Origin of the sequence: Pseudomonas sp. BF-RE-22 (assembly GCF_019956155.1) — a bacterium.
GTDB classification, from domain to species: domain Bacteria; phylum Pseudomonadota; class Gammaproteobacteria; order Pseudomonadales; family Pseudomonadaceae; genus Aquipseudomonas; species Aquipseudomonas migulae.
The window spans coordinates 1-26,981 of sequence record NZ_JAHBDD010000053.1 but is presented as its reverse complement, the minus strand read 5'-3'; the positions used below and the strand labels follow the sequence as shown (position 1 = coordinate 26,981).

General features: G+C 60.6%; 25 protein-coding genes. 10 read left to right on the top strand and 15 right to left on the bottom strand.

All coding sequences use genetic code 11. From position 1 onward, the window contains the following. Positions 1-72: 72 nt before the first annotated feature. The gene (locus KGA82_RS22525; protein ID WP_223452572.1) at positions 73-825 is read right to left on the bottom strand and encodes an anti-sigma factor family protein; all 753 of its coding nucleotides are present in this window, start codon (positions 823-825) and stop codon (positions 73-75) included. Next, positions 822-1,328 carry an RNA polymerase sigma factor gene (locus KGA82_RS22520; protein WP_223452571.1) on the bottom strand — a complete coding sequence of 169 codons (507 nt, stop codon included), beginning with the start codon at positions 1,326-1,328 and terminating at the stop codon, positions 822-824. Before KGA82_RS22520 ends, KGA82_RS22525 begins: the two co-directional genes overlap by 4 nt. A 157-nt stretch (positions 1,329-1,485) precedes the next feature. Between KGA82_RS22520 and KGA82_RS22515 the strand changes: the two genes are divergently transcribed. Together KGA82_RS22515 and KGA82_RS22510 are read left to right on the top strand one after the other, a co-directional pair. Then, positions 1,486-2,571, top strand: a complete 1,086-nt coding sequence (locus KGA82_RS22515) for a catalase family peroxidase (RefSeq protein ID WP_192229207.1) — start codon at positions 1,486-1,488, stop codon at positions 2,569-2,571. Then, positions 2,568-3,113, top strand: a complete 546-nt coding sequence (locus tag KGA82_RS22510; protein ID WP_207285992.1) for a cytochrome b — start codon at positions 2,568-2,570, stop codon at positions 3,111-3,113. Before KGA82_RS22515 ends, KGA82_RS22510 begins: the two co-directional genes overlap by 4 nt. Positions 3,114-3,230: 117 nt before the next feature. On the opposite strand, the gene KGA82_RS22505 is transcribed toward KGA82_RS22510, so the two are convergent. Both KGA82_RS22505 and KGA82_RS22500 read right to left on the bottom strand, forming a co-directional pair. Beyond that, complete coding sequence (locus tag KGA82_RS22505) at positions 3,231-4,382, bottom strand: M14-type cytosolic carboxypeptidase (RefSeq protein ID WP_008031906.1); 1,152 nt, start codon at positions 4,380-4,382, stop codon at positions 3,231-3,233. A 487-nt stretch (positions 4,383-4,869) separates the two neighbouring features. Then, positions 4,870-5,211 (bottom strand): DUF6124 family protein, encoded by a 342-nt coding sequence (locus KGA82_RS22500; RefSeq protein ID WP_008041212.1) that lies wholly within the window; start codon positions 5,209-5,211, stop codon positions 4,870-4,872. A gap of 130 nt (positions 5,212-5,341) precedes the next feature. On the opposite strand from KGA82_RS22500, the gene KGA82_RS22495 reads away from it, so the two are divergent. Continuing rightward, positions 5,342-5,989 carry a LexA family protein gene (locus tag KGA82_RS22495; RefSeq protein WP_192229209.1) on the top strand — a complete coding sequence of 216 codons (648 nt, stop codon included), beginning with the start codon at positions 5,342-5,344 and terminating at the stop codon, positions 5,987-5,989. A gap of 39 nt (positions 5,990-6,028) precedes the next feature. Here KGA82_RS22495 and KGA82_RS22490 read toward each other — a convergent pair whose 3' ends face one another. From KGA82_RS22490 to KGA82_RS22475, 4 genes are all read right to left on the bottom strand, one after another. Continuing rightward, positions 6,029-7,978, bottom strand: coding sequence for an acetyl/propionyl/methylcrotonyl-CoA carboxylase subunit alpha (locus tag KGA82_RS22490; RefSeq protein WP_223452570.1), 1,950 nt, complete (start codon positions 7,976-7,978; stop codon positions 6,029-6,031). Further along, positions 7,978-8,793: a gamma-carboxygeranoyl-CoA hydratase gene (locus KGA82_RS22485; protein WP_008041207.1), complete on the bottom strand. Its 816-nt coding sequence runs from the start codon at positions 8,791-8,793 to the stop codon at positions 7,978-7,980. Before KGA82_RS22485 ends, KGA82_RS22490 begins: the two co-directional genes overlap by 1 nt. Before the next feature lie 120 nt (positions 8,794-8,913). Next, positions 8,914-10,521 carry a carboxyl transferase domain-containing protein gene (locus tag KGA82_RS22480; protein ID WP_192229211.1) on the bottom strand — a complete coding sequence of 536 codons (1,608 nt, stop codon included), beginning with the start codon at positions 10,519-10,521 and terminating at the stop codon, positions 8,914-8,916. A gap of 12 nt (positions 10,522-10,533) precedes the next feature. After that, positions 10,534-11,697 carry an isovaleryl-CoA dehydrogenase gene (locus tag KGA82_RS22475; protein WP_008031893.1) on the bottom strand — a complete coding sequence of 388 codons (1,164 nt, stop codon included), beginning with the start codon at positions 11,695-11,697 and terminating at the stop codon, positions 10,534-10,536. A 295-nt stretch (positions 11,698-11,992) separates the two neighbouring features. Between KGA82_RS22475 and KGA82_RS22470 the strand changes: the two genes are divergently transcribed. Next, positions 11,993-13,690, top strand: a complete 1,698-nt coding sequence (locus tag KGA82_RS22470; RefSeq protein ID WP_207285994.1) for an AMP-binding protein — start codon at positions 11,993-11,995, stop codon at positions 13,688-13,690. Positions 13,691-14,307: 617 nt separating this feature from the next. On the opposite strand, the gene KGA82_RS22465 is transcribed toward KGA82_RS22470, so the two are convergent. The 3 genes from KGA82_RS22465 to KGA82_RS22455 all read right to left on the bottom strand — a co-directional run bounded on the left by KGA82_RS22465 (position 14,308) and on the right by KGA82_RS22455 (position 16,882). Further along, on the bottom strand, positions 14,308-15,207 hold the full coding sequence (locus KGA82_RS22465) for a hydroxymethylglutaryl-CoA lyase (protein ID WP_223452569.1): 900 nt from the start codon (positions 15,205-15,207) through the stop codon (positions 14,308-14,310). Between the two features lie 147 nt (positions 15,208-15,354). Further along, positions 15,355-15,756 carry a MerR family transcriptional regulator gene (locus KGA82_RS22460; protein ID WP_192229215.1) on the bottom strand — a complete coding sequence of 134 codons (402 nt, stop codon included), beginning with the start codon at positions 15,754-15,756 and terminating at the stop codon, positions 15,355-15,357. 196 nt (positions 15,757-15,952) lie between these two features. Next, positions 15,953-16,882, bottom strand: coding sequence for a LysR family transcriptional regulator (locus KGA82_RS22455; protein WP_008031887.1), 930 nt, complete (start codon positions 16,880-16,882; stop codon positions 15,953-15,955). 152 nt (positions 16,883-17,034) lie between these two features. On the opposite strand from KGA82_RS22455, the gene KGA82_RS22450 reads away from it, so the two are divergent. Then, complete coding sequence (locus tag KGA82_RS22450; RefSeq protein ID WP_008031886.1) at positions 17,035-18,264, top strand: acyl-CoA dehydrogenase; 1,230 nt, start codon at positions 17,035-17,037, stop codon at positions 18,262-18,264. A 124-nt stretch (positions 18,265-18,388) separates the two neighbouring features. On the opposite strand, the gene KGA82_RS22445 is transcribed toward KGA82_RS22450, so the two are convergent. Beyond that, positions 18,389-19,195 carry a TatD family hydrolase gene (locus KGA82_RS22445; RefSeq protein WP_192419003.1) on the bottom strand — a complete coding sequence of 269 codons (807 nt, stop codon included), beginning with the start codon at positions 19,193-19,195 and terminating at the stop codon, positions 18,389-18,391. Between the two features lie 235 nt (positions 19,196-19,430). On the opposite strand from KGA82_RS22445, the gene KGA82_RS22440 reads away from it, so the two are divergent. From KGA82_RS22440 to KGA82_RS22430, 3 genes are all read left to right on the top strand, one after another. Continuing rightward, entirely contained in the window at positions 19,431-20,852 is a 1,422-nt protein-coding gene (locus KGA82_RS22440; protein WP_192229218.1) for a transglycosylase SLT domain-containing protein, read from the top strand. 105 nt (positions 20,853-20,957) lie between these two features. Then, positions 20,958-21,392, top strand: a complete 435-nt coding sequence (locus KGA82_RS22435) for a DoxX family protein (RefSeq protein WP_008031879.1) — start codon at positions 20,958-20,960, stop codon at positions 21,390-21,392. Positions 21,393-21,640: 248 nt separating this feature from the next. After that, the gene (locus tag KGA82_RS22430) at positions 21,641-21,949 is read left to right on the top strand and encodes a hypothetical protein (RefSeq protein WP_008031878.1); all 309 of its coding nucleotides are present in this window, start codon (positions 21,641-21,643) and stop codon (positions 21,947-21,949) included. Between the two features lie 3 nt (positions 21,950-21,952). Here KGA82_RS22430 and greB read toward each other — a convergent pair whose 3' ends face one another. From greB to KGA82_RS22415, 3 genes are read right to left on the bottom strand one after another with little or no spacing between them, the layout of a single operon-like run. After that, positions 21,953-22,450 (bottom strand): transcription elongation factor GreB, encoded by a 498-nt coding sequence (gene greB / locus KGA82_RS22425; RefSeq protein ID WP_008031876.1) that lies wholly within the window; start codon positions 22,448-22,450, stop codon positions 21,953-21,955. Positions 22,451-22,484: 34 nt separating this feature from the next. Further along, entirely contained in the window at positions 22,485-24,989 is a 2,505-nt protein-coding gene (locus KGA82_RS22420) for an ABC transporter permease (RefSeq protein ID WP_223452568.1), read from the bottom strand. Further along, positions 24,989-25,672 (bottom strand): ABC transporter ATP-binding protein, encoded by a 684-nt coding sequence (locus KGA82_RS22415; protein ID WP_223452567.1) that lies wholly within the window; start codon positions 25,670-25,672, stop codon positions 24,989-24,991. The genes KGA82_RS22420 and KGA82_RS22415 overlap by 1 nt, the downstream gene beginning before the upstream one ends. A gap of 10 nt (positions 25,673-25,682) precedes the next feature. Between KGA82_RS22415 and KGA82_RS22410 the strand changes: the two genes are divergently transcribed. Then, positions 25,683-26,288 carry an arylesterase gene (locus KGA82_RS22410; protein WP_008041183.1) on the top strand — a complete coding sequence of 202 codons (606 nt, stop codon included), beginning with the start codon at positions 25,683-25,685 and terminating at the stop codon, positions 26,286-26,288. Between the two features lie 56 nt (positions 26,289-26,344). Beyond that, the gene (locus KGA82_RS22405) at positions 26,345-26,638 is read left to right on the top strand and encodes a hypothetical protein (protein WP_003226812.1); all 294 of its coding nucleotides are present in this window, start codon (positions 26,345-26,347) and stop codon (positions 26,636-26,638) included. Positions 26,639-26,981: the final 343 nt, after the last annotated feature.

Below are 26,981 nucleotides of genomic sequence, written 5' to 3'. Positions count from 1 at the left end.
GCGGTGTGTCAGTCAAATCAATGGTGACTGATACACCGCCATCGCCAGCAAGCCGGCTCCTACAAGGGGTGTTCAGAACTGCACGGTATGCTTGAGCATCTGCGCCGTCGGCGTATCGCTCGGGCTGACCATCGCGTAGTTGTAACCGCTGCCGGACCAGTACTCAGCCTGCAACCCGCCGTCACTGCGACTACCCCTCGGCAGCAGAAAGTTTTTCGGTCCTGGCGGCCGCACGTAGAAGCTGACTTTGTGCCCGCTGCGATCCTCATAAACCACCATCGCCGCCGGCCCTTGCTCGGTGCTGAGCAAGCGCCCGCTGACCGGTTTGAACCCCGCGCCTGAAAGGTCCGGCAAGCGATGGGCCTGCGTGAAATAGCGGTCGAGCCAGCCCTGCATATCGCCGTCATCGCTGACCTTGTAATCGGCCGGCAGCATGCCTTGCTGGGCAAACAGCCGATAAGCCTGCATCGCGTCGGCCATCGGCGCCGCCGCGCTGAGGAGGGTCATCTCCCGCGCCTTCCAACCGCTGAAGCCGCCGATGCTCACGGCAATCAGCAACACCGCGGCGCTGGCCAGATGGCGGCGTGATTGGCGTTTGAGGCGTTGGCGAATCAGTGCCGGGTCGAGGGCCGGGTTGGCGGGTTGCTGTAACGCACCGCTCACGGCCGCGCGCAGTTGCTGGGCGTCCTGCTGCCAGGCGCGAACCTGTGCGGATATTTCCACGTTGCCGGCCAGAAAAGTCTCTACCAGACGTCGGTCGTCCTCATTGAGCTGGTGGTCCACATACGCGTGCAGGTCACGCTCGCTCGGGGGCATGCTGATCATTTGAGTCTCCGCAGGGAAGGGCGGGTGATTTCGCCGTCGCTGAGTTGGCGCAAGGCCTGGCGGGCGCGGGACAGGCGCGACATGACGGTGCCGACGGGGACGTCGAGAATCTCGGCGACTTCCTTGTAGCTCAGGCCTTCGACCGACACCCAGAGCAGCAGCGCACGCTGTTCGGTGCCGAGCTGATCGAAGGCTTGCAGGGTCGATTGGGCGATCACGGTGCGCTCCACCGACGGTTGGGTATCGTCCCGTCCGGTAAAGAATTCGAGCATCCGCGCATAACGCCGGGAGCGCCGGTGAGCGTCGAGAAATTGCCGATACAGAATCGAAAACAGCCAGGCGCGCAAGTCGCCTTCGGGGCGTTTGTCGCCCCAACTCGACAGCGCCCGCTCCAGACACGACTGCACCAGGTCGTCGGCGCTGCTGGGGTTGCGCGTCAACGACACGGCAAACCGGCGCAATCTAGGAATGATTTCACTCAGTTGTTCGTCGATATCGTTCATCACATTCTGACTAGTCACTACGCTGGGACTAGGAAGACGCCCGGCACACGAGGTTATTCCACGCCCGAAAAAATAAACACCGCGCGATGGAATAAACGTTCGCGGGGTTCGTCTGCTTGATCCTTCTCACTTGTGGCCGATGGCCCTGGAGTCTTTCATGGTAGATCGCTCATCACCGCCCACCCGGCCCCCTTTGAGTGCCGCGAGCCTGACGTTGCGTCTGGCCGGTATTGCCGTGGTGGTCGCTGCAGTGGCCGGGGCATTTGCCTACGTCAACGGCACCTTTGACCCACAGCGTCTGACCCCGAAAAAACTGATCAACGTGCTGGAAACCAACAACGGCGTGCACCCCGGTTTCCGGCGCAATCACTCCAAAGGCGTGTGCGTGATCGGACATTTCGAAAGCAGTGGCGAGGCGCGCAGCTATTCCAGCGCTCAGGTGTTCAACGAGGCGCGGACCCCGGTGGTCGGGCGTTTTGCCTTGCCTGCCGGTAACCCTTACGCGCCGGACAGCGCCGTGCCGATCCGCAGCCTGGCGCTGCGCTTCACCCAGGCCAACGGCCAACAGTGGCGCACCGGGATGAACAGCATGCCGGTGTTCCCGGTGGGCACACCCGAAGCGTTCTATCAATTGCAGCAGGCCCAGTCGCCGGACCCGGCCACCGGCAAACCGAACCCGGCAGCGGTGCCGGCGTTCTTTGGTGCGCACCCGGAGGCCGGACCGTTCCTGGCCTGGATCAAAACCGCCAAGCCGTCCGCCAGTTACGTGACGGAAACCTATAACAGCGTCAATGCGTTTTACCTGGTCAACGCCGCCGGGCAAAAGCAAGCGGTGCGCTGGAGCATGGTGCCGTTGGTGCAGGACGCGGCAGGTGCCACGGCGCCGGAGGGTGGCGATTTCCTCGAGAAAGACCTGCTTCAACGGATTGCCTTGGGGCCGCTGCGTTGGCAGTTGAACATTACGCTGGCCAACCCCGGTGATCCGGTCAACGACGCCAGCAAGGCCTGGCCCGACGGTCGCAAAGTGGTGAATGCCGGCACGCTGGTGCTCGAAAGCACCCAACCGCAGCTCAATGGTGAATGCCGCGACATCAACTACGACCCGCTGGTATTGCCCGCCGGTATCGAAGGTTCCGACGACCCGTTGCTCGCCGCTCGCTCCGCCGGTTACGCCAGTTCCTACTTGCGCCGCACCAGTGAAGTCAGTCAGTTGCCCGCCGCCAAACAGGAGGCTCAACAATGAGCAACCAACCGAACCACTTCGCGCCGCTGGCGCGCCTGCTGCACTGGCTGATGGCGCTGATGATCATTGCCATGCTGTTTATCGGCGCGGGCATGGTCGCTTCTGTCTCTGAGCGGCACGAGTGGCTGATCCATCTGCACAAACCACTGGGCATCGCCATTCTGTTGCTGGTGATCGTGCGCCTCGCTGTGCGCTTTTCCACCCGGCAACCTCCTTTGCCGGCAGACTTGCCGGGCTGGCAAGCGCTGGCGGCCAAGGCTTCGCATGTCTTGCTGTATGCCTTGATGTTGATCCTGCCGCTGCTCGGCTGGGCGATGATTTCGGCGGCGGGCGACCCGGTGATGCTCAGCAGTTCGTTGCAGTTACCGTCGATTGTGCCGGCGAATGCGCAGGTGTTTGCGTTCCTGCGCAAGGCGCACGGGTATCTGGCATACCTGCTGTTTCTGACCGTGCTGCTGCATCTGGCGGCGGCGTTGTTTCACGGTTGGGTACGGCGTGATGAGGTGCTCGACAGCATGCTGCGGGGCAAGGACCGCGGTTAAGCGGCTTTGCGCTTTGGGGCGCACGCTGTAGATCATGCTTTAGGGACAGAGGATTGTGTGCGAGTGGCGGCCGAATGAGGCGTGGCTGCATGCCTGGCATGCAGCCATTGCACAGGATCAGCGCAAGGTATCGACCATGTCCGCCACGGTCGTCAGCACATCCTTGCCCAGTTGCTTCGAACGCTTGCCGGACCAGCCTGTCAACGGATCCGGTTTGTCGTTGTTGTCCTTGAACGGCATCTCCAGGGTCAACGACAGACAGTCGAATTTCTGACCGACGCTGTTGCACGCCAGGGTCATGTTGGCTTTGCCCGGCTCGTCGCGGGTGTAGCCGTGCTTGGTCTGGAAGTCCTTGGTCAGGTGTTTCAGATGACTGCGGAAATGCTCTTCGAGTTTTTCGATCCGCGGCGTGTAGCCTGGGTTGCCCTCGCAACCGGCAGTGAACACGTAGGGGATTTCTTCATCACCGTGGATGTCGAGGAACAGGTCGACGCCGTACTTTTCCATCTGTTGCTGAGCGAACAGCACTTCCGGACTGATCTCCTGACTGGCGCTCTGCCAGGCGCGGTTGAGGTCCTGGCCCATGGCGTTGGTGCGCAGGTGACCGTGAAAGGCACCGTCCGGGTTCATGTTCGGCACCAGATACAGGTCGGCGCTGGCCAGCAGTTTGTTCAGCACTGGATCGTCGTGTCTTTCCAGGCGTTCGATCACACCTTCCATGAACCACTCGGCCATGTGTTCGCCGGGGTGTTGCTGGGCAATCATCCAGACCTTGCGCCGGCCTTCGGCGCCGGTGCCTTTGCGCAGCAACTGAATGTCACGACCTTCGACACTCTTGCCGGTGGCCAGCAGTTCAGTGCCGGCCTTGGTCAGCGCCTGTTCGATCAACCAGTCATGGCGGCCACGGCTGTAGGGCTCGAAGTAGGCAAACCAGGCGTGGGTGGCCGTGGCTTCGAGGCTGAAACGCAGGCAGTCGCCTTCGAAGATGGTCGGCACCCGGAACCAGTTGACGTGGTCGTAGGACGCCACTGCCTGATAGCCGTCCCAGGCTTTGTTGTACGAGGATTTGCTGGCATTGTTCAGACGAAACCAGTGTTCCTGTCCGACGTGCAAACCGCTGGCCTTGAAGTGAAACCACTGAAAATGCTGGCTGCGGGTGTCTGGCTTGATGGCCAGCAGGGCTTGCAACGGATTGCTGATGTCCAGCACTTCAATGTTGCCGCTGTCGAAGTTGGCGCTGATGTCGAAAGAAGATCTAGCCACGGTCATAGTCGATTCCTGAATATGATTTTTTATGGCTGATACTTTACACGCTGGGAAGGGAAAAACCGGGGGAAATTGCGGGGGTAAAAGGGGGGCGTCCTCCTTGACGCCGTCGCAGCTTAGAGACTGTGCGATTGATTCTCAAGTGCTATTTACCATTAGTTTGGCCCAATGTTGCCGGGCTTCTCTTGCCAACAGATATTCTTTTGATATTATCCGCGCCATCGAATTTGCAGCACCCAAAGACTTCATTAGCCTGAAGGTAAAGCCAGAATAACTGGCAAAAAAAAGACCCGGCAAAAAGCCGGGTCAAAAACCGTGATTAGCCTGATGAGGAGATAGTCCAGGAGACCGACCTAAGGTCACTTGGACAATCGACTGATCTCGCGACCAGCTGCATGCAATAATAATCATTCTCGTTTGCAAGTCAAACGATTTTATCTGCGCGATTGGAAAATTCTTTCCCGCGCCCCGCGAAATATCCCTGCCTGCCTTATGCGTGATGATCCCCGTCGAGGGATCGGTCCAGCAACGCCTTGGCCATATCGATCATATGCACCGTCGAAAACGCCAGGTCCCGGTGCACGCCCTGCAGATTGTTCGCCGACTCGTACGCCGTGGCGGCGGCGCAGCGCAACAGGTCTGAAGCTCGCACCAGTGCTTCCTCGCAGCTGACATTGCGGTTCACATCAAAAAAACGCTCCTCTTCCACCGCTTCGGACACAGCTGGTTTCAAGTAATAGTCCAGGGCGCGCTGCGCGGCGGCCGAGCCTTTTGGCGAGGTGAGGGAGGTGTCGATCTGCATGTCTGGCAAGTCATTGCTGGGGATGGTCATGGCGATGGCAAAGCTCCGTGTTAGATTCAAATCCGTGATCCAATCGTAGTACGAACTGTATTTGTGACGAGAATTTAAATACTACAAGTTGTGTTTTGCTGGCCGGAGGCGCCCACGTATCGTGCCGCACATGGATAAATGGATTGAATTGGTCAAGGCCAAGATGAGTGAACTCAAAGTCACTCAGGAAATACTCGCCGACCGCCTGGGGATGTCCCAGGGCGGCGTCGGTCATTGGCTGAACAAACGTCGCCAACCGGGCATCGATGACATGAACCGTGTGCTGCACGCACTGGGCATGGAGTTTCTCGAGGTGGCGCTGGTGATCCGCGAGCCGGACATTGCGAAGGAGGAAAGCCAGGATCTGGTGCGCAAGTACAACCCGTACTTCCGTTACCCGGTCAGCGACTGGCGTGAATCCTGCGAGGTGCGTGACGGTGAGCCGACGGTCTATGACACGGCGCGTTTCGAACTGACTGACTACCACGCTCAGGGCGCGGCGTTCTGGTTGACCGTGGTGGGCGATGCGATGACTGCACCGAGCGGCGTCAGTATCGCCGAGGGCATGATGATCCTGGTGGACCCGGCCATTGTGCCGGAGCCCGGGAAACTGGTGATCGCCCAATGGCCGGACAGCACTGAAGCGACGTTTCGCAAACTGATCGAAGAGGGCGGGCAGCGTTACCTGGTCCCGCTCAATCCGACGTATCCGAAAGCCCTTTACACCGAAGCCTGCCGAATCATCGGCGTAGTGGTTCAGGCAACGGCCAGGTTCTGATCAGATCGGTCCTCGCAATGCGTAGGACCGATCCGCATTTCAGGCTTCTTCCAGCTCGACCAATGCACTGCCTTCGCTGACCATCTCGCCTTCCTGGCAATACAGCGCTTTGATCACCCCGGCGTGTGGTGCACGAATGCTGTGCTCCATCTTCATCGCCTCCAGCACCACCAATTGCGCCCCGGCTTCGACCGTTTGCCCGGCTTCCACCAGCACTCGCACGATGCTGCCGTTCATGGGCGCAGTGAGCCCGCCATGATGGCTGTGACTGGCTTCGACGGCGCTGATCGGGTCGTAGGACTCGATGCGGCGCAATTCACCATCCCATTGCAGATACACAACGCCGCCGCGACGGATTGCCCGATGCTGGCGGCGCACGCCGTTGTGTTCTGTCAGCAGTTGCTCGCCCGCGAGTTGCGCCGATCGGGTAGCGCCCAACGTCAGCGCACGGTCCTGACCTTCGCAGCTCAAATGCAGGGTGATTTCCGTCGGCAATCCGGCACGGAACCCAGTGCCGATCCCCCAAGGCGAACTCAGGTCATCAGTGCGGGTTGTGGCCGGTTGGCTTTGGGAAAATGCCTGCGCCGCGGCTTGCCAGAACTCATCACTGAGCGGCGAGGGCGCTGGCAGCAGTTGCTCCTGGTAACGTGGAATGAACCCGGTATCCAGCTCGGCCGCCGCAAACGCCGGATGACCAACGATTCGACGCAAGAAGTTGATGTTGGTCTTGAGACCGCCAATCGCGAACTCATCGAGCATGCTCAGCAAGCGCAGGCGCGCCTGTTCGCGGTCCTCGCCCCAGGCAATCAGCTTGCCGAGCATTGGGTCATAGAACGGCGAAATCTCGTCGCCTTCTTCCACGCCGCTGTCGACCCGACGACCCGGGCCTTGAGCCGATTCACGGTACAACTCCAGGCGCCCGGTGGCCGGCAGGAAATCATTGCCCGGGTCTTCGGCGTACAGCCGCACTTCGATCGCATGGCCGATCAGGGGCACTTGATCCTGAGTCATCGGCAGCGCTTCACCACGTGCCACGCGAATCTGCCAGGCCACCAGATCGAGGCCGGTAATGGCTTCGGTGACCGGGTGTTCGACCTGCAGGCGCGTGTTCATCTCCATGAAGAAGAACTCGCCGCGCGCATCCAGCAAGAATTCCACGGTGCCGGCGCCGACATAACCGATGGCCTGCGCCGAACGCACGGCCGCTTCGCCCATGGCGCGACGCAGTTCCGGGCTCAAGCCTGGTGCGGGCGCTTCTTCGACGACTTTCTGGTGCCGACGCTGAATCGAGCAGTCACGTTCGTTGAGGTACAGGCAATTGCCGTGCTGGTCGGCGAAAACCTGGATTTCCACGTGGCGCGGCTTCAGCAGATATTTCTCGACCAGCATCCGCGAATCGCCGAACGAGGATTGCGCTTCACGCTGGGCCGAGGCGAGGGCTTCGGCCAGTTGGCTGACGTCCTCGACCACTTTCATGCCTTTGCCGCCACCGCCCGCCGTCGCCTTGAGCAGCACCGGATAACCGATGCGTTCGCAGGCGTCGCGGAAGGTGTCGAGGTCTTGAGCTTCGCCGTGATAACCGGGCACCAGTGGCACGCCAGCGGTTTCCATCAAGGCTTTGGCCGCGGACTTGCTGCCCATGGCATCGATGGCCGAGGCGGGCGGACCGAGGAAGATCAGGCCTGCTTGTTCGATGGCGCGGGCGAACCCGGCATTCTCGGACAGAAAACCATAACCCGGATGGATCGCCTGCGCGCCGCTGGCCTTGGCGGCGGCGATCAGTTTGTCGATTTGCAGGTAGCTGTCGGCGGCTTTGCTGCCACCGAGGTCAACGCGAATGTCCGCTTCGCGGCTGTGCCGTGCTTCGCGGTCGGTGGCGCTGTGCACGGCGACGGTGGTCAGGCCCAGGGCCTTGGCGGTGCGCATGACCCGGCACGCGATTTCGCCACGGTTGGCCACCAGCAGAGAGGTAATGACAGGTGCGCTCATCAACGCGGCTCCTTGGGGGTGGTTTCGGCCTGCCAGCTCGGCGGACGTTTTTGCAGAAAGGCGCGCAGGCCTTCCTGGCCTTCGGGGCTGACGCGGATTCGTGCGATGGCATTTTCGGTGTAGCGACGCAGCGCCGGGGTCAGCGCGCCGTTGCCGACTTCACGCAGCAAATCCTTGCTGACGCGCATGGCTGCGGGGCTGTTGAGCAGCAGGTTGTCGATCCATTGCTCGACTTTCTGCTCCAGCTCATTGCCCGGATAACTCTCCGACAACAAGCCGATTTCCCGAGCGCGTTGCCCACCGAAGCGCTCGGCGGTCAGCGCATAACGGCGTGCCGCGCGTTCGCCGATGGCTTGCACCACGAACGGGCTGATCACCGCCGGTGCCAGGCCGATACGCACTTCCGACAGGCAGAACTGAGCGTCATCGGCGCCGATGGCCATGTCGCAGCAACTGATCAGGCCCAGCGCGCCGCCGAAAGCCGCGCCTTGTACCACGGCCAGCGTCGGAACTTTCAGCTTGGCCAGGTTGTACATCAACTCCGCCAGTTCCCGGGCGTCGTCGAGGTTGGTGTGGTAATCGAGCTCGGCCGATTGCTGCATCCACGCCAGGTCGGCGCCGGCACTGAAATGCTTGCCACGTCCGCGCACCAGCAAAAAGCGCAGGCTGGCGTCGGTCGAGACCTTGTCCAGCGCGAGGATCAGTTCACGGATCATCTCGGCGTTGAACGCGTTGTTCTTTTCTTCCCGGCTGAGCCACAGGGTCGCGAAACCACGCGGGTCGGTCTGCAGTTCGAGGGTGTTGAAGTCGCTCATATTGTCCGTCTCCACAACTCTATTCTGTAGGAGCGAGGCTTGCCCGCGAAGGCGTCGGTACATCCAGCATCGATGTGACTGACAAACCGCTTTCGCGAGCAAGCCCGCTCCCACAAAAAATCACATCCGGAACACGCCGAAGCGGCTCGGTTCGATTGGCGCGTTCAGCGACGCGGACAAGGCCAGGGCAAGTACATCGCGGGTCTGCGCCGGGTCAATGACGCCGTCGTCCCACAGCCGTGCGCTGGAGTAGTAAGGGTGGCCCTGTTCTTCGTATTGATCGAGGATCGGTTGCTTGATTTCGGCTTCCTGCTCGGCGCTGAAACCATGGCCACCGCGCTCGGCCTGCTCGCGCTTGACCTGCACCAATACGCCCGCCGCTTGTTCGGCGCCCATCACACCGATGCGTGCATTCGGCCACATCCACAGGAAACGTGGATCGTAGGCGCGCCCGCACATGCCGTAGTTACCGGCGCCGAAGCTGCCGCCGATGATCACGGTGAATTTCGGCACCTTGGCGCACGCCACGGCGGTCACCAGTTTTGCGCCGTGCTTGGCAATGCCGCCGGCCTCGTACTTCTGGCCAACCATGAAGCCGGTGATGTTTTGCAGGAACAGCAACGGAATGCCGCGCTGGCAGGCCAGTTCGATGAAGTGCGCGCCTTTCTGCGCGGCCTCGGCGAAAAGGATGCCGTTGTTGGCGAGGATCGCGATCGGGTAACCGTGCAAGTGAGCAAAACCGCACACCAGCGTGGTCCCGAACAGCGCCTTGAATTCGTCGAACACCGAACCGTCCACCAGCCGCGCGATCACTTCGCGCACATCGAACGGCTGCTTGGCGTCGGCCGAGACCACGCCATACAACTCGTCGCTGCTGTAGAGCGGGGCGATGGGCGTGCGTTGTTGCAGTTCGCCGAGCTTGCGCCAGTTGAGGTTGGCGATGCTGCGTCGGGCAATGGCCAGGGCGTGTTCATCGCTCTCGGCATAATGGTCGGCGACCCCGGAAATCTTGCAGTGCACATCGGCACCGCCCAGATCTTCGGCGCTGACCACTTCACCGGTCGCGGCTTTCACCAGCGGTGGGCCGGCGAGGAAAATAGTCGCCTGCTCGCGAACCATGATCGCTTCGTCGGCCATCGCCGGCACGTAGGCGCCGCCGGCAGTGCACGAGCCCATGACCACCGCGATTTGCGGAATGCCCATGGCGCTCATGTTGGCCTGGTTGAAAAAGATCCGCCCGAAGTGCTCGCGGTCCGGAAACACTTCATCCTGGCGCGGCAAGTTGGCGCCGCCGGAGTCCACCAGATAAATGCACGGCAAGCGGTTCTGCTGAGCGATGGTCTGGGCGCGCAGGTGTTTTTTCACGGTCAGCGGGTAATACGAGCCACCTTTCACGGTGGCATCGTTGGCCACGATCATGCACTCGACGCCTTCCACTCGACCGATCCCGGCAATCACGCCCGCGGCCGGCACGTCTTCGCCATACACCTCGTAGGCCGCCAATTGGCTGATTTCGAGAAACGGCGAGCCCGGATCGAGCAGGCGATTGATCCGCTCGCGGGGCAGCAATTTGCCTCGCGAAGTGTGGCGTTCTTGCGCTTTCGGACCGCCACCTTGCTGCACTTGCGCGAGCAGAGTGTGCAAGGCGTCGACCTGGGTGAGCATCGCCGCGCTGTTCGCGGCAAACTCCGCCGAACGGGGGTTGAGCTGGGTATGCAGGATAGCCATGGACAGCTCCGTTTAGCGGGTTTCGTTGAACAGTTCGCGACCGATCAGCATGCGACGGATCTCACTGGTGCCGGCGCCGATTTCGTACAGCTTGGCGTCACGCAGCAGACGACCGGCCGGGAATTCGTTGATGTAACCGTTGCCGCCGAGAATCTGGATTGCGTCGAGGGCCATTTGCGTGGCGCGCTCGGCGCTGTAGAGGATCACGCCGGCAGCGTCCTTGCGCGTGGTTTCGCCGCGTTCACAGGCCTGGGCCACCGCATAAAGGTAGGCGCGGCTGGCGTTGAGTTGGGTGTACATGTCGGCGACTTTGCCCTGGATCAGCTGGAATTCGCCGATGCTTTGGCCGAACTGCTTGCGGTCGTGGATGTACGGAACGATCAGGTCCATGCAGGCCTGCATGATCCCGGTCGGGCCGCCGGACAGAACGACACGCTCGTAGTCGAGGCCGCTCATCAGCACTTTCACGCCGCCGTTGAGCACGCCGAGGATGTTTTCCTCCGGCACTTCGACGTCATCGAAGAACAGCTCGCAAGTGTTGGAGCCGCGCATGCCGAGCTTGTCGAACTTGTTGCTGCGGCTGAAGCCTTTCCAGTCGCGCTCGACGATGAACGCGGTGATGCCGTGCGGGCCTTTTTCCAGGTCGGTCTTGGCGTAGATCACGTAGGTGTTGGCGTCGGGACCGTTGGTGATCCAGGTTTTGCTGCCGTTGAGCACGTAGTGATCACCACGTTTGTCGGCGCGCAATTTCATCGAGACCACGTCGGAACCGGCGTTCGGTTCACTCATGGCCAGGGCGCCGATGTGCTCGCCGCTGATCAGCTTCGGCAGGTATTTGCTTTTCTGTTCGTGATTGCCGTTGCGGTTGATCTGGTTCACGCAGAGGTTGGAGTGCGCGCCGTAGGACAGGGCGACCGACGCCGAACCGCGGCTGATTTCTTCCATGGCCACCACGTGCGCCAGGTAACCCAGGCCAGCACCGCCGTATTCTTCCGGGACGGTAATGCCGAGCAGGCCCATGTCGCCGAACTTGCGCCACAGGTCGGCGGGGAACAGGTTGTCGATGTCGATCTGAGCGGCGCGCGGGGCGATCTCTTTGGCGACGAAGGACTGGACCTGATCGCGCAGCATGTCGATGGTTTCACCGAGGGCAAAGTTCAGGGATGGATAGCTCATGGGTCACCTTTTGGCTTTTTTGTAGGGCGGGGAGGGTCGTGATTTGGCTCTCACCTTTACGTTAACGTAAGCCTGTGACGAATGGCTGTCAATCACCCTTTACGTTAACGTCAACTTGAGCGAGAGTAGAGCCAGTTCAAGATAGAAAGCGGACCCAACTTGTAGGAGCGATGCTTGCTCGCGAAAGCGTCAGACCAGTCGACATAAATGTTGAATGTAGAGGCCTCTTCGCGAGCAAGCATCGCTCCTGCAGGTATCCGTTGGTAGCCCATTAATAAAGACAATAGGGGTCGTCATGGATCAACCCAGTGCAAGCCCGCAGCGCAGCTATACCCGTGGTTCTCAGGACAAAGCCTTGCTGGCGATGACCATCGGTCAGGCATTTGATAACACCGTCGCGCAGTATCCGACGGGCGAGGCGCTGGTCGTGCGCCATCAACAGTTGCGCTACACCTGGCAGCAACTGTCCGACGCCGTGGACCTTCATGCCCGGGCGCTGCTCGCGCTGGGGTTGCAGACCGGTGATCGCCTCGGCATCTGGGCGCCGAATTGTGCGCAGTGGTGCATCAGCCAGTTCGCCAGCGCGAAGATCGGCGTGATCCTGGTCAACATCAACCCGGCGTATCGCAGCTCGGAACTCGAATACGTGTTGAAGCAGTCAGGCTGCCAGTGGCTGGTCTGCGCGGGCGCGTTCAAGACCTCCAACTACCACGGCATGTTGCAAGGCCTGGTGCCCGAGCTGGCAGAACAATCCATCGGCCAGTTGCAGAGCGAGCGTCTGCCGGATTTGCGCGGCGTGATCAGCCTGGATGCGCAGCCGCCATCAGGTTTTCTGCCGTGGTCGCAACTGAGCGATCTCGCAGCGGGTGTATCCAGCGAGCAGTTACGCGAGCGGGGCGACAGCCTGCATTTCGACCAGGCCGTGAACATCCAGTACACCTCCGGCACCACCGGTTTTCCGAAGGGCGCGACCCTCAGCCACTACAACATTCTCAACAACGGTTACATGGTGGGCGAAAGCCTTGGCCTGACCGCCAATGATCGGCTGGTGATCCCGGTGCCGCTGTATCACTGCTTCGGCATGGTCATGGGCAACCTCGGCTGCATCACCCACGGCAGCACCATGATTTACCCCAACGATGCCTTCGATCCGCTGCTGACCCTGACCACCGTCGCCGAAGAAAAGGCCACCGCACTGTATGGCGTGCCGACCATGTTCATCGCCATGCTCGATCAGCCGCAACGTGCGCAATTCGATCTGTCGAGCCTGCGTACCGGGATCATGGCCGGCGCGACCTGTCCGATCGAAGTGATGCGTCGGGTGATCAGCGAAATGCACATGAACGAAGTGCAGATTGCCTACGGCATGACGGAAACAAGTCCGGTGTCGTTGCAGACCGGTCCTTCAGACGAACTGGAATTGCGCGTCACCACGGTCGGTCGCACCCAGCCGCAGCTTGAAAGCAAAATCATCGACGAGGCGGGCAACCTGGTACCGCGTGGCACCATCGGCGAACTCTGCACCCGTGGCTACAGCGTGATGCTCGGCTATTGGAACAACCCGCAAGGCACCGCCGAAGCCATCGATCAGGCCGGCTGGATGCACACCGGTGATCTGGCGAGCATGAATGATGAAGGCTACGTGTGCATTGCCGGACGCAACAAGGACATGATCATCCGTGGCGGTGAGAATATTTACCCGCGGGAACTGGAAGAATTCTTCTTCACTCACCCGGCCGTGGCGGACGTGCAAGTGATCGGCATCCCGTGTTCGCGTTATGGCGAAGAGATCGTCGCCTGGATCAAATTCCACCCCGGTCACAGTGCCACCGAACAAGAACTGCAAACCTGGTGCAAGGAGCGCATCGCGCACTTCAAGACACCGCGCTACTTCAAGTTTGTGGAGGAGTTTCCGATGACGGTGACCGGCAAGATCCAGAAATTCCGGATGCGCGAGATCAGCATCGAGGAATTGCGCATCAACAAGGCGTGACAAATTTCCCCTTGTGGGAGCCAGCAGGCTGGCTCCCACAGGGGCGATGGGGAAAACCTGAATCGCAGAAAGCACAAAGGGGAGCCGAAGCTCCCCTTTAATTTTTCGTTGCGCATGCTCTTTTTTTATTATTGAGGGGCGGTCTGTTTTTGTTTTTGGCAACCGTGACCCTTTACCGCTGTTTTTGTCGATCCCCATCCGGGATCAAGAGCAAACGTATTTTTTTGAGCGCTGATCTACTTTTTCGCTAAGCGATCCAACCAGTTCGGGAGCTACCTGAAGGTAGTTTTATTGTTCTCTGCCCGGTTGCGGGTTACTCCGAAAAGCACCCTGAAAAGCACACCTTCTCCAAAAAAATCTGTTAGCTGCGTCTCTGCCGTGTTGTTCTTGTTATGTCAGAGTCGTTACGTCTTATTTTTATTGGTTTGCTGCTTTTTATTCTTGTTATGCCATAGAGATAGCAGAAGCCGTGCCAACTTTTAAAAATCCTTTAAAATCAATGACTTGAATTTTTGTAGGATTTTTCGCTCAGGTAAACCCCTACAATTTGTTTCCGTGTTACTCGCTTATCCCCCACGTTCCAGACGCAGCGGTAACACCTGGACACATCAGCGCACTTACTGCGCGCTGCGAGCCTTGGCCACGCGGGAACCGGTTGGGCGCCCCAGCACCGTGCAAATCTGCTGACCGGCGAGAATCAAGGCGTCCAGGTCGATACCTGTTTCGATGCCGAGGCCATTGAGCAGGTAAACCACGTCTTCGGTGGCGACGTTACCGCTGGCGCCTTTGGCGTAGGGGCAGCCGCCGAGGCCGGCGATGGAGCTGTCAAACACCGAGATCCCTTCGAGCAGGCTGGCATAGATGTTGGCCATGGCCTGGCCGTAGGTGTCGTGGAAGTGCCCGGCAAGTTTCTCCCGAGGCACGTCGGCCGAAACCACTTCGAACATCTTGCGCGTCGCGCCCGCCGTGCCAGTGCCGATGGTGTCCCCCAGCGAGACTTCGTAGCAGCCCATGGCATAGAGCTCGCGGGCGACCAGGGCAACTTGCTCGGGTTTGACGTGACCTTCATAAGGACAGCCAAGCACACAGGACACGTAACCGCGCACGGTAACGCCGTGCTGCCTGGCGGCTTCCATGATCGGCGCAAAACGCTCCAGGCTTTCACTGATCGAGCAATTGATGTTGCGCTGAGAAAACGCTTCGGACGCTGCGGCGAACACTGCGACTTCCTTGACCCCGGCGGCGATCGCATCTTCGAAGCCGCGCAGGTTGGGGGCGAGGGCACCATAGGTCACGCCCGGTTTGCGCTGGATTTGCGCGAAGACTTCGGCGGATCCGGCCATCTGCGGCACCCATTTGGGCGAAACGAAACTGCCGACTTCTATATAGCCGAGGCCCGCGGCTGTGAGTGCATCGACCAGTTGCACCTTTTCGGCAACGCTGATCGGTTTAGCTTCGTTTTGCAGACCGTCGCGGGGGCCGACTTCGACCAGGCGTACGTGGGAAGGAAGGGACATGGGAATCGACCTGTGCTGTCTGTCTGAATGTTCATGGAACCCTGTAGGAGTGAGCCTGCTCGCGATGCCGGACGATCAGTCAACATCCAAATTGAATGTCACGCCCTCATCGCGAGCAGGCTCGCTCCTACAGGGGAATGTGTTGACCTATTGAACCACCGGCTGGCTTTTCATCGTTTGTTCCAGCGCCTGAGTGCAGCGCTCCTGTGCGGTGTCCAGTTCCAGCTTCATCTGCTCGATGTCGAGCATCTGCTGCTCCAACTGTTCGCGGCGCTCGGCGATTTTGCTCAGCATGGTTTGCAGCTGTTTCTGATTGCCGCCGGTGGGGTCGTAGAGTTCGATCAGCTCGCGGCATTCGGCGAGTGAGAAGCCAATGCGCTTGCCCCGCAGGATCAGTTTCAGGCTGACCTTGTCACGGGGCGAATAGATGCGCTCCTGGCCGCGTCGCTCGGGGCTGAGCAAGCCTTGCTCTTCATAGAAGCGAATGGCCCGCGTGGTGATGTCGAGCTCGCGGGCGAGGTCGGAAATGCTATAGGTCTGGCTGCTCATGGAAGCGCTCAAAAAAAGGTCATGGCGCTAAGCTAATGGCAGGTTGACGTTTACGTCAAGGGGCGGGTTTTTTCGTCGTCATTGCGGGCCTCTTCGCGGGCAAGTCGGATCGCCGCACCGCTCGCTCCTACAGGTACTGTGTAAATCCTGTAGGAGCGAAGCTTGCTCGCGAAGAACGATAACCCGGTGTAATGCCCTACACCTTATCGAGCTTCTTCTCATGCGCCGTCACCTGCTGGCACAACTCGATCATCTGCTCGCGCATCCAGCGGTTGGCCGGGTCCTGGTCGGTGCTTTCATGCCAGTAAAGGTGAGTTTCCACCGGCGGCACATCGTTGACCGGCAGGTTCACCGAGTACAAATCATGGCGGCGGGCGAAGCGCTCCGGCACGGTCATGACCATGTCGGTCTGCTGCAACACCTGCGACGCCATCAAGTAATGCTGGGAGCGCAGGGCAATTTTGCGCTGGATGCCCATCTTGCCCAGCGCCAGGTCGACATGGCCCAGACCGCTGCGGCGGCTGGAAATATGGATGTGCGTCAGTGACAGATAGTCATCGAGGGTGAATTTCTCCTTGGTCGCCAGCGGATGGCCCTTGCGCATGGCGCACACGTAACGGTCTTCCATCAACTTGACGTGACGCACTTGCGGGTCGGTGTTGAGCGGCGCGTCCACCGCAAAGTCGAGTCGCCCGGCCGCCAGTTCCTTGGTGGTTTCGCGGCGCTTGGACAGAAAGCTTTCGATGATCACCGTTGGCGCCAGGCGGCGCAGGCGCTGGAACAGTGGCGGCAGGATCACCGCTTCGGTGAGGTCGGTCATGCTGATGCGGTACGTCTTGACCGCCTGCAACGGGTTGAAGATGCGGCTTTCCTGCACCGACACCCGCAGCAGCGAGAGGGCGTTGCGCACCGGGCCGATGATGTTTTGCGCCATCGGCGTTGGCACCATGCCTTGGGCCGTACGCACGAACAAAGGATCGTTGAACGTCTCGCGCAGGCGGGCCAGAGCGTTCGAAACAGCCGGTTGAGTAATGCCGACAATCTGTCCGGCGCGGGTCAGGTTGGCTTCGGTGTAGATCGCGTCGAAGACGATGAAAAGGTTGAGGTCGACCTTGCTCAGATTCATTGCGCTGCACTCTTATTGTTGGTTCTCAATCAGCCGATCATATATCGGTGATGAATGTTAATACACGCCGAGAATAGGCTAGGTAAATTTTCGTAGCTGTTCTAGCATCGATTGCATGACCTAAACAACCTCCCCCCAGAAGGTAGCTGCTCATGGATTTCGCTTATTCGCCCAAGGTGCAAGAACTGCGTGAGCGCGTGACCGCGTTCATGGACACCTACGTTTATCCCGCCGAAGCCGTGTTCGAGCGCCAGGTTGCCGAGGGCGACCGCTGGCAGCCGACTGCGATCATGGAAGAACTGAAACTCAAGGCCAAGGCTGAAGGCCTGTGGAATTTGTTTCTGCCTGAGTCCGAACTCGGTGCCGGCCTGACCAACCTCGAATACGCGCCATTGGCAGAGATCATGGGCCGTTCGCTGCTGGGGCCTGAGCCATTCAACTGCTCGGCGCCCGACACCGGCAACATGGAAGTGCTGGTGCGCTACGCCAACGAAGAACAGAAGCAACGCTGGCTCGAACCGCTGCTACGCGGCGAGATCCGCTCGGCGTTCGCCATGACCGAACCGGACGTGGCTTCGTCCGACGCCACCAACATGGCCGCCCGCGCCGTGCGTGACGGTGACGAGTGGGTGATCAACGGCAAGAAGTGGTGGACCTCGGGTGCCTGCGATCCACGCTGCAAGATTCTGATCTTCATGGGCCTGAGCAATCCTGATGCGCCACGCCACGCCCAGCACTCGATGATTCTGGTGCCGGTGGATGCACCGGGCGTGAAGATCGTTCGTCCGCTGCCGGTGTTCGGTTACGACGACGCGCCTCACGGTCACGCCGAAGTGCTGTTCGAAAACGTCCGGGTGCCGTACGAAAACGTCCTGTTGGGTGAAGGACGCGGCTTCGAAATCGCTCAGGGTCGCCTTGGCCCGGGTCGGATTCACCACTGCATGCGTTCGATCGGCATGGCTGAGCGTGCGCTGGAACTGATGTGCAAACGCTCGGTGAATCGCACCGCATTCGGCAAGCCCCTGGCGCGCCTGGGCGGTAACATCGACAAAATCGCCGACTCGCGGATGGAAATCGACATGGCACGCCTACTGACTTTGAAAGCGGCGTACATGATGGACACCGTCGGCAACAAAGTGGCGAAGAGCGAAATCGCGCAGATCAAGGTGGTGGCACCGAATGTGGCGTTGCGCGTCATCGACCGGGCGATCCAGATCCATGGCGGCGCAGGGGTTTCCAACGACTTCCCGCTGGCCTACATGTATGCGATGCAGCGCACGCTGCGCCTGGCCGATGGCCCGGATGAAGTGCACCGCGCGGCGATCGGCAAGTTCGAGATCGGCAAGTATGTGCCGAAGGAAATGATGCGCAGCAGCCACTGAGTGTCACCCCTCTGTAGGAGCGAGCCTGCTCGCGATGGTCGCCAACGATAACGCGTGTTTATTGGATAAACACGGTGTTCATTAGTCCATCGCGAGCGGGCTCGCTCCTACAGTTGATTGCGTTTCAGTCGATCACTGGCAGTCCGTAAAAGGCCCGTGCACACGCGGTGCTGTGGGCCGCCAGCTCTTCCTCGCTTTCCCCGCGATGCAACGCCACTTCCCGCAACACTTCGGTCAGGTACGCCGGTTCGTTGCGACCATTTTTCGGCTTTGGCCGCAAACTGCGCGGCAGCAGATACGGCGCATCGCTCTCCAGCATCAACCGCCCGCGTTTGATTTCTTTCACCAACGGATGCAAATGCGTGCCCCGGCGCTCGTCGCAGATCCAGCCGGTGATGCCGATGTGCAAGTCCAGGTCGAGGTAGCTGAACAGCGCCTTCTTTTCCCCGGTGAAGCAATGCACCACGGCGGCCGGCAATTGGTCGCGGTAATCGCGCAGGATTTCCAGCAAGCGCTGACTGGCATCACGTTCGTGGAGAAACACCGGCAGTTGCAGATCGACCGCCATCGCCAAGTGTTCTTCGAGGACTTTTTCCTGTTGCGGACGCGGCGAGAAATCGCGATTGAAATCCAGCCCGCATTCACCCACCGCCACTACGTTCGGCTCTTTGAGCAAACTGCGCAGGCGCTGGGCGCTGTCGGCGTTCCAGTCGCTGGCTGCGTGAGGGTGAATGCCGGCGGTGGCGAACAACCGTTGCGCCGTTTCATCCAATTGCCGGCACAGCTCCAGCGCCTGTTCGCTGCCTTCGACATTGGTGCCGGTGAGCACCAATTGGCAGACTCCGGCGGCATAGGCGCGGTCGAGTACAGCCTGGTGTTTGTCGGCAAAACTGGGGTTGGTCAGGTTGACGCCGATATCGATGAGTTGCATGGTGCTACCTCGGACCAAAGGCCGGAAAGCATATCAGAGCTGTAGATTTATAAGAAAAGCCAAGAACTACAACGAGTTAAAGCTGTCTTTTGATGCCGCGAGACAAGCTGGGGTGGTCAGCATGCCATCACTGTGCCAGTCTTTCGCACTTTGCCAGCGCTCAAGGCGCTCTGTTTCTGTCGTTCGATTTCAAACATTTTTTTGAAATTGGCCCAGTATTCTTTCCGGAGAGTGGATGACACGTCCCTCGATTTTGTTACTGCTGTGTGGTTCGTTGCTGCTGCCGATGCCGGCGGTTGCGCGGCTGGCCGGCCCGCTGCAAGCCGTGCCGGCGGCCCAGGTGCGTGACCTGCAGGAAATCCGCAGCAGCCGTGTGCTGAAGGTGCTGGTCAACCAGAGCCGCAACAGCTCCGGCGAAGTCCAGGGCCAGGCCATCGGCGTCGAATACCATCGCTTGCGTGCCTTCGAGCAATACCTCAATGGCCATGCCCGTGACGGTCAGGAAGTGACGCTCAAGATCATTCCCAAAGCCAAGGATCAACTGCTCGGCGCGTTGCAGCGCGGGGAGGGGGATCTGGTTGCACCGGGCGAGTTACTCGATCTGCAACCGGGCTACGCCGTCAGCACCAGCGAACCGATTGCCAGCGACATTCCTCTGGTCCTGGTCGGAATCAAGGGCGAGAAACGCTACACCCGCCTCGAACAACTGTCCGGTAAAACCCTGGCGCTACCCACCGGCAGCGCCGCCGGGGAGGCGATCAGTCAGATCAATCAAAAGCTTGCCTTGCACAAACTGGCACCGGTGAAGATCGAGTGGGTCGATCCGAGCCTGGCGGTCGAAGACGTGCTGGAAATGGTTCAGGGCGGGATTTTTCACCTGACCATCGTCGAGCAGCCGATTGCCGAACGCTGGGGCAAGATCCTGCCCAAGTTGCGTTTCGATCGGCAGGTGCTGATCAGCGAGCCGGGGGAAGAATTCTGGTTCGTACGCCGCGATGCCTCGATGCTGCGGGCGAGCATCGATCGCTTCCTGATCGGGTACAAAAAGCCTTCGGATCAGGACGCGGCGTTCCTGCGCATCTATCGACGCCTCTATCAAGTGCATTACCCACTGGCCAAGACTGATCGCCAGCGCCTGGAAAAACTCAGACCGGTATTGCAGAAACACGCCGATGCCCAAGGCATGGATTGGTTGAATCTGGCGGCATTGGCCTTCAAGGAGTCCGCGTTGCAACCCCGCGCACGAAGCGGCGGTGGCCCCACTGGCCTGATGCAGATCACTCCGTCCGCGGCCCAGCGGGTAGGGGTCAACAACATTCAGGACCTCGATGCCAATGTGCAGGCCGGGGCCAAATACCTGGCGATGATCCGCCGCAAGTTTTTTGCCAGCCCCAAACTCAACGAGCGTGAGCGCATGGCGTTCGTGCTGGCGGCTTACAACATCGGGCCGGAGCGGGTTCAGGGCATGCGCGCCGAGGCGCGTCGGCGAGGCTTGAATCCCAATCAATGGTTCTTCCAGGTCGAGCGCATCGCCATGGAGCAGGTGGGAATGGGACCTGTCAGCTATGTTAATAGCGTGAACAAGTATTACTTGGCGTTCGATCGGGAGCGGGAGTCGTTGGAGCCCCAGGGGCAGAAAGTAGCCTTAAGGAAGTGATCGAATAAACTGATTGTTATGGCGAAAAATTTGCGCTTTTAGCATTTAATTTATTGATTAATATAGCGGCCAACCAACACACAAACACACAATGGATGACACAGCATGAGCTCACTGATCAACAAGGTACTGTTTACCCGCGCTGGCTACGGCCTGACTGTCCTGCGGATCTTCGTCGGCATCATCTTCGCGGCCCACGGCTCGCAGAAACTCTTCGGCGCTTTCGGCGGCTACGGTCTGGCGGGCACCGCGCAGTACATGGAAAGCATCGGCCTGGCACCGGGTTACCTGATGGCCACGTTGGCCGGTGGTACCGAGTTCTTCGCCGGTCTGGCCTTGATCATCGGCTTGCTGGTCCGCCCTGCGGCACTTGGCCTGACGTTCCTGTCGCTGGTCGCCATCTTCAGCGTGCATATCAGCAACGGTCTGTTCATGGCCAACAACGGTTATGAATTCGCCCTGGCCCTGCTGGGTGGCAGCATCGCGGTGCTGTTCGAAGGCGCCGGCAAGCTGTCGGTTGATCGCGCCATCGCTGGTTGATCGCTCTGGCTCAACGAAAAGGCCCGCATTGCGCGGGCCTTTTTTGTTGTGCGTCATTCTTGACACTGTCCGGTCAGCTTCTCTAGGATGCTGCCCATGCGCCGATTTAAACAGCTACTTGCGGGGCGCCAGGTGACTCATTCAGTTGCCGATAGAAGCTTGAAACAGGCTTCGAAATACCGCTAAAGCGCTGGTTCGGTGTTGCCTCTCACCTGCCATGCAGACTTTTGAGGCAGAGACACGACACGATGAATGCACTAAACCCCGTTGTACGCCCCGCGCCGATCACGGCACATCTGACCCAGCGCAATCCAAAAATCCTGCTTGGCGGCAAACATCAGCCGACGCTCCTGCGTTACCTCGATGGTTGGCCACGTCGCACCGGTGGGCCCGCAGCTTTCCTGATCCAGTTTGTCGAAGACGGTGAGTCACTGGCGCGTTTTGCCAGCGACAGTTTCGACCTTGCGGTGATTCAGTCGCCCGCCCTTGAAGACGCGCCAGAGATGATCAGGCAACTGACCCGCGTCGCCCGGCAAGGGCTGATCACCCGCCGTTAAGGCTTATGGGTAATCAATCGCCACGATATACACGCACTGTTCGCCGGTAGGCGTCTGGACCCGAACTTCGGCGTCCAGTGCCTTGCCGATCAGGGCGCGTGCCAGCGGTGAGTCGATGCTGATCAGGCCCAGTTTCAAGTCCAGTTCATCCGGCCCGACGATGCGGTAGCGCGACTCTTTGCCGTCCTCGTCTTCGATGGTGACCCAGGCCCCGAAGTAGACTTTGTTCGGATCGCTGGGCTTTTCGCTGACCACCTTGAGCGCTTCCAGGCGCTTGGTGAGAAAGCGCACGCGACTGTCGATTTCGCGCAGCATCTTTTTGCCGTAGGTGTATTCGGCGTTCTCGGAGCGATCACCCTGCGCCGCGGCCTCGCTGACCGATTGCGTGACCTGCGGTCGGCGCACATGCCAGAGCTCATGGAACTCGGCCCGCATCCGCGCTTCACCTTCAGGGGTGATCAGCGCGGTGCCAGCGGTGCGGGGAGGGCGATAACGGCTCATGGCAACTTCTTGTGGTTGAGAAGGGTTGAGTCTATCAACCCTCGCGCAAGACTGTCAGGGGGCTGGCGTTCAAGGCACGCCGGGTGCCAAACACGCCGGCACCGCCGATCAGCACGGCGCCGATCAGTGGCAACACCAGCAGCCACGGATGCGGGTGCCATGGCAAGTCGAAGGCGTAACGGTACAGCACCAGGCTCACCAACTCCGAGCCCAGCGCTGCCAGCAATCCGCTGACCGCGCCAAGCAGGCCGAACTCGATCCGTCGGGCCTTGACCAACAACCGGCGCTCGGCTCCCAGTGCCCGCAACAATGCGCCTTGGCGAATGCGTTCATCCAGCGTGGCTTGCAGGCCCGAGAACAACACCGCCATCCCCGCCGCCAACACAAACAACAGCACGTATTCCACCGCCAGGGTGACCTGGGCGAGGATGCTGCGCAGCTGCGCCAGCAAGGCTTCGACTTGCAGAATGGTCACCGCCGGGAAGGCGCGGGACAGGTCGACGATCTGCTGGTCGTGGCCCGCCGCCAGATAGAAACTGGTCAGGTAGGTCGCTGGCAGATCCTTCAATGTGCCGGGCTGGAAAATCATGAAGAAGTTCGGCTGGAAGTTGTCCCAGTTGATCTCCCGCAGGCTGGTGACCTTCGCTTCGCGATTGACCCCGCCGACGGTGAAGACCATGTGATCGCCGAGCTTGAGCTTCAGGCTCTCGGCGACTTTGCCTTCCACCGACACACCGGGAACGTCGTCCGGCGCCTGATCGCCCCACCAGTTGCCGGCGGTGAGTTTGTTTCCAGCCGGCAGGTCTGCCGCCCAGGTCAGGCTGAGGTCGCGCTGAATCGCCCGATCACCGGCCGAGTCCTTGCTGACGATGTCCTGCACCGGTTCGCCATTGATGCTGATCAATCGCCCCGGCACCACCGGGTACAACGGCGCCGATTGTGCCGACAGTTCGATCAGGCGATCGGTGAATGCCTGTTTTTCCGCCGGCAGGATGTTCAGCGCGAAGTAATTCGGCGCGTTTTTCGGCAACTGGTTTTGCCAGGTGTCCAGCAGTTCGCCGCGCAGCAAAGCGATCAGCGCCATGGACAGCAGGATCAGACCGAAGGCCAGCGATTGGCCGGCTGCCGCCAGTGGATGACGCAGCAGTTGACCCAGGCCGAGACGCCACGGCAACGAAGCGCGCGCGAGCATTCGGCGCAGGCTCTTCAGTAGCAGCAACAGCAAGCCGCCCAACACCAGCGCCGCGATCACGCCGCCGCCGAGCAGGGCGAAGGTCAGTACCAAATCCAGGCTCAGGCGCCACATGATCAGCCCGAGAGCGCCCAGTGCAGCTCCGTAGACCATCCAGGTGCTGGAAGGAATCGGCAGCATGTCGCGACGCAATACGCGCAGAGGTGGGACCCGACCCAACGCAGCCAGTGGCGGCAAGGCAAAACCGGCCAGCGCCACCAGTCCGGTGCCGATCCCGGCGATGGCCGGAAGCAGGCCGCCCGGTGGAACATCGGTCGGCAACAAATCATGCAGCAGCGCGAACAACCCGAGTTGCGCCAGCCAGCCGAGCAAGGCGCCGCTGATGCTGGCCAGCAGTCCGAGAACCGTCAGCTGCAAACTGAACAGCACCATGGTTTCCCGACGGGACAGCCCGAGGCAACGCAACAGTGCACTGGCATCGAAGCGGCGGGTGGCGAAACGCGTCGCCGACAGCGCCACCGCGACGCCGGACAACAGCACCGCGACCAGACTCGCCATGTTCAAGTAGCGCTCGGCTTTGCCCAGTGCGCCGCCGATCTGCCGGTTGCCATCGCGGGCGTCTTGAATGCGTTGATTGGCGGCGAGACCGGGTTTGATCAATTGACGGTAGGTTTCCAGCGCTTCGGCCTTGCCGCGCCAGAGTTCGCGGTAGCTGACGCGGCTGCCGGGCTGCACCACGCCGGTCGCCGTGAGATCGCTGAGGTTGATCAGCACCCGTGGCGTCAGGCTGTAGAAGTTGCCGGCACGATCCGGTTCATAGGTCAGCACGCGTGCCAGTTTCAGGGTGCGCATGCCGACGTCGATGCTGTCGCCGATCTTCAAATCCAGCGCGGTCAGCAGTCGCGCTTCAACCCAGGCTTCGCCGGGTTTCGGTCCGCCTCCGGATTCTTCCGCGGCGAAGGGCGCGGCGGCACTTTTCAGCTCGCCGCGCAGTGGGTAGATGTCGTCGGCGGCTTTGATGCTGGACAGCTGAATGCCATTGTCGGTGGCGATTACGCTGGAGAACTCCACCACCTGCGCATGTTCGAGGCCCAGATCCGTGCCGCTTTTGATCTGTTCGGGGCGCGCCGGCGAACTGCCTTCGAGCAGCAGGTCGGCGCCGAGAAATTCGGTGGCGCGCAGCATCATGGCGCCATTCAGGCGGGCGCCGAAGTAACCGATGGCGGTACTCGCCGCCACCGCCACCAGCAAAGCGAAGAACAACACCCGCAACTCACCGGCGCGGGCGTCGCGCAGCAGTTGGCGGATGGCGAGACTGAACAGGCGCAACAGCGGCAGGCGTGCCATTAAGGCTCCAGAGGGGCGACCAGCAGGCCGGCTTCAAGGCGGATCAGGCGCCGGCAACGATGTGCCAGGCGTTCATCGTGGGTCACCAGCACCAGGGTCGTGCCGCGTTCCTTGTTCAGTTCGAACAACAGATCGCTGATGCGCTCGCCGGTGTGGCTGTCGAGGTTGCCGGTGGGTTCGTCGGCGAACAGCACGCCGGGTTCGGCGGCAAACGCACGGGCAATCGCTACACGCTGCTGCTCGCCACCGGAGAGCTGGCGGGGCGAGTGGGTCAGGCGCTGGCCCAAACCGACCCGTTGCAGCAATTCAGTGGCGCGCTGACGGGCGTCTTTGCGGCCATCGAGCTCCAGCGGCAACATGACGTTTTCCAGGGCGTTGAGGCTGTCGAGCAATTGGAATGATTGAAAGACAAAACCGACGTGTTCGGCGCGAATGCGTGCGCGTTGGTCTTCATCAAGATTACTCAGGCCCTGGCCTGCGAGGGTGACTTCACCGCTGCTCGGCAAGTCGAGGCCGGCGAGCAGGCCGAGGAGGGTGGATTTCCCCGAGCCGGACGCGCCGACGATGGCCAGGCTGTCGCCCTTGTTCAGTTCCAGGCTGAGTTCGTGCAGGATAGTCAGATCACCTTCCGCGCTGGGAACCACTTTGCTGAGGTTCTTCGCGGTGAGAATGCTTGCGCCCATGGAGAATCCGATGCGAGTGTGGTTTTTGAGTGCTGGCCTGGCCTTGATGTGCATGGCCCAGAACGCAGCGGCGGGTACTGTCCTGATCGTTGGCGATAGTATCAGCGCCGGTTTCGGACTGGATACCCGCGAGGGGTGGGTGTCGCTGCTTGAGCAACGGCTCAAGCGCGAAGGTTTCGACGATAAGGTGGTCAATGCGTCCATCAGCGGCGACACCAGCGCCGGAGGCCGGGCGCGCCTGCCTGCGCTGCTTGCAGAGCATAAACCGGAGTTGGTGATCCTCGAGTTGGGTGGCAATGACGGGCTGCGTGGAATGCTGCCAACACAATTGCAACAAAACCTTGCAGCGATGATCAACAGCTCCAAGGCCAGTGGTGCCAAAGTGCTGCTACTCGGCATGCAATTGCCACCCAACTACGGTGCGCGCTACAACAAGGTCTTCGCTGAGGCTTTCAGCAACGTCGCCGCCGAGAAAAAAATCCCGCTGGTGCCGTTTTTCCTCGAGGGCGTGGGCGGGCATCCTGAGCTGATGCAGTCAGACGGCCTGCACCCGGCTGCGGGCGCTCAGGACAAGTTGCTGGAAAATGTCTGGCCGACACTGAAACCGCTGCTTTGACGCTTTTCTAGCGGCGGTGTTTCGGCTAAGGTGGCGCCCCCGATTTGGAGCCCCCGATGCCGCGTCCCGCCTGGTCACTTTTTGCCTATCAACTGATCGAGCCTGACGAACAGCTGGATCTGTTCGCCTGCCAGGAAGTGCGGGTACATCTGGTGACCCGTCAGCTGGAGCTGGGCGGCTCGGCCGATCGCACCTTGTGCGGAAGTCTGCTGCCCGCGCAGCCGCGCTGGTCGAGCGTTGATCGCCGGGTGTTCCAGGACCAGCGGCTGTGTTCGTTGTGCCGGGCTATTCTGGAGTCGCAAAAACGCGGTACTTCGCCGATCTGGCCGGAGCTGCGGTTCGAGCTTTGATGGCTTGATGTGGGGTTGGGTTGGGTTGGGTTGGGTTGGGGGCATATCCGTTTTTGCGGTAACGGCCACTGACGGTTTCGCTTTTACAGCGAGTCACTTTCGAAAAGCGCGAAAGTAACCAAAGCGCTTTTGCCCCTTTCGTTCGGTGCCTCGCCTAGGCTCGGCATACCCTCGCTCCGGTCCTGCTCCGTGGGCCCGCCGCCATCGGCCATCCATGGCCGGGGGCGGCTAACCCGGCATCCATGCCGGGTTGCCCACTGCGCAGAACCTCCACTCGGCCTCTCGAGGGGGCGACTACCGCCACAGCCGCCGAGGCGGCCTGAAAGCCGACCTGGCTCTTCAG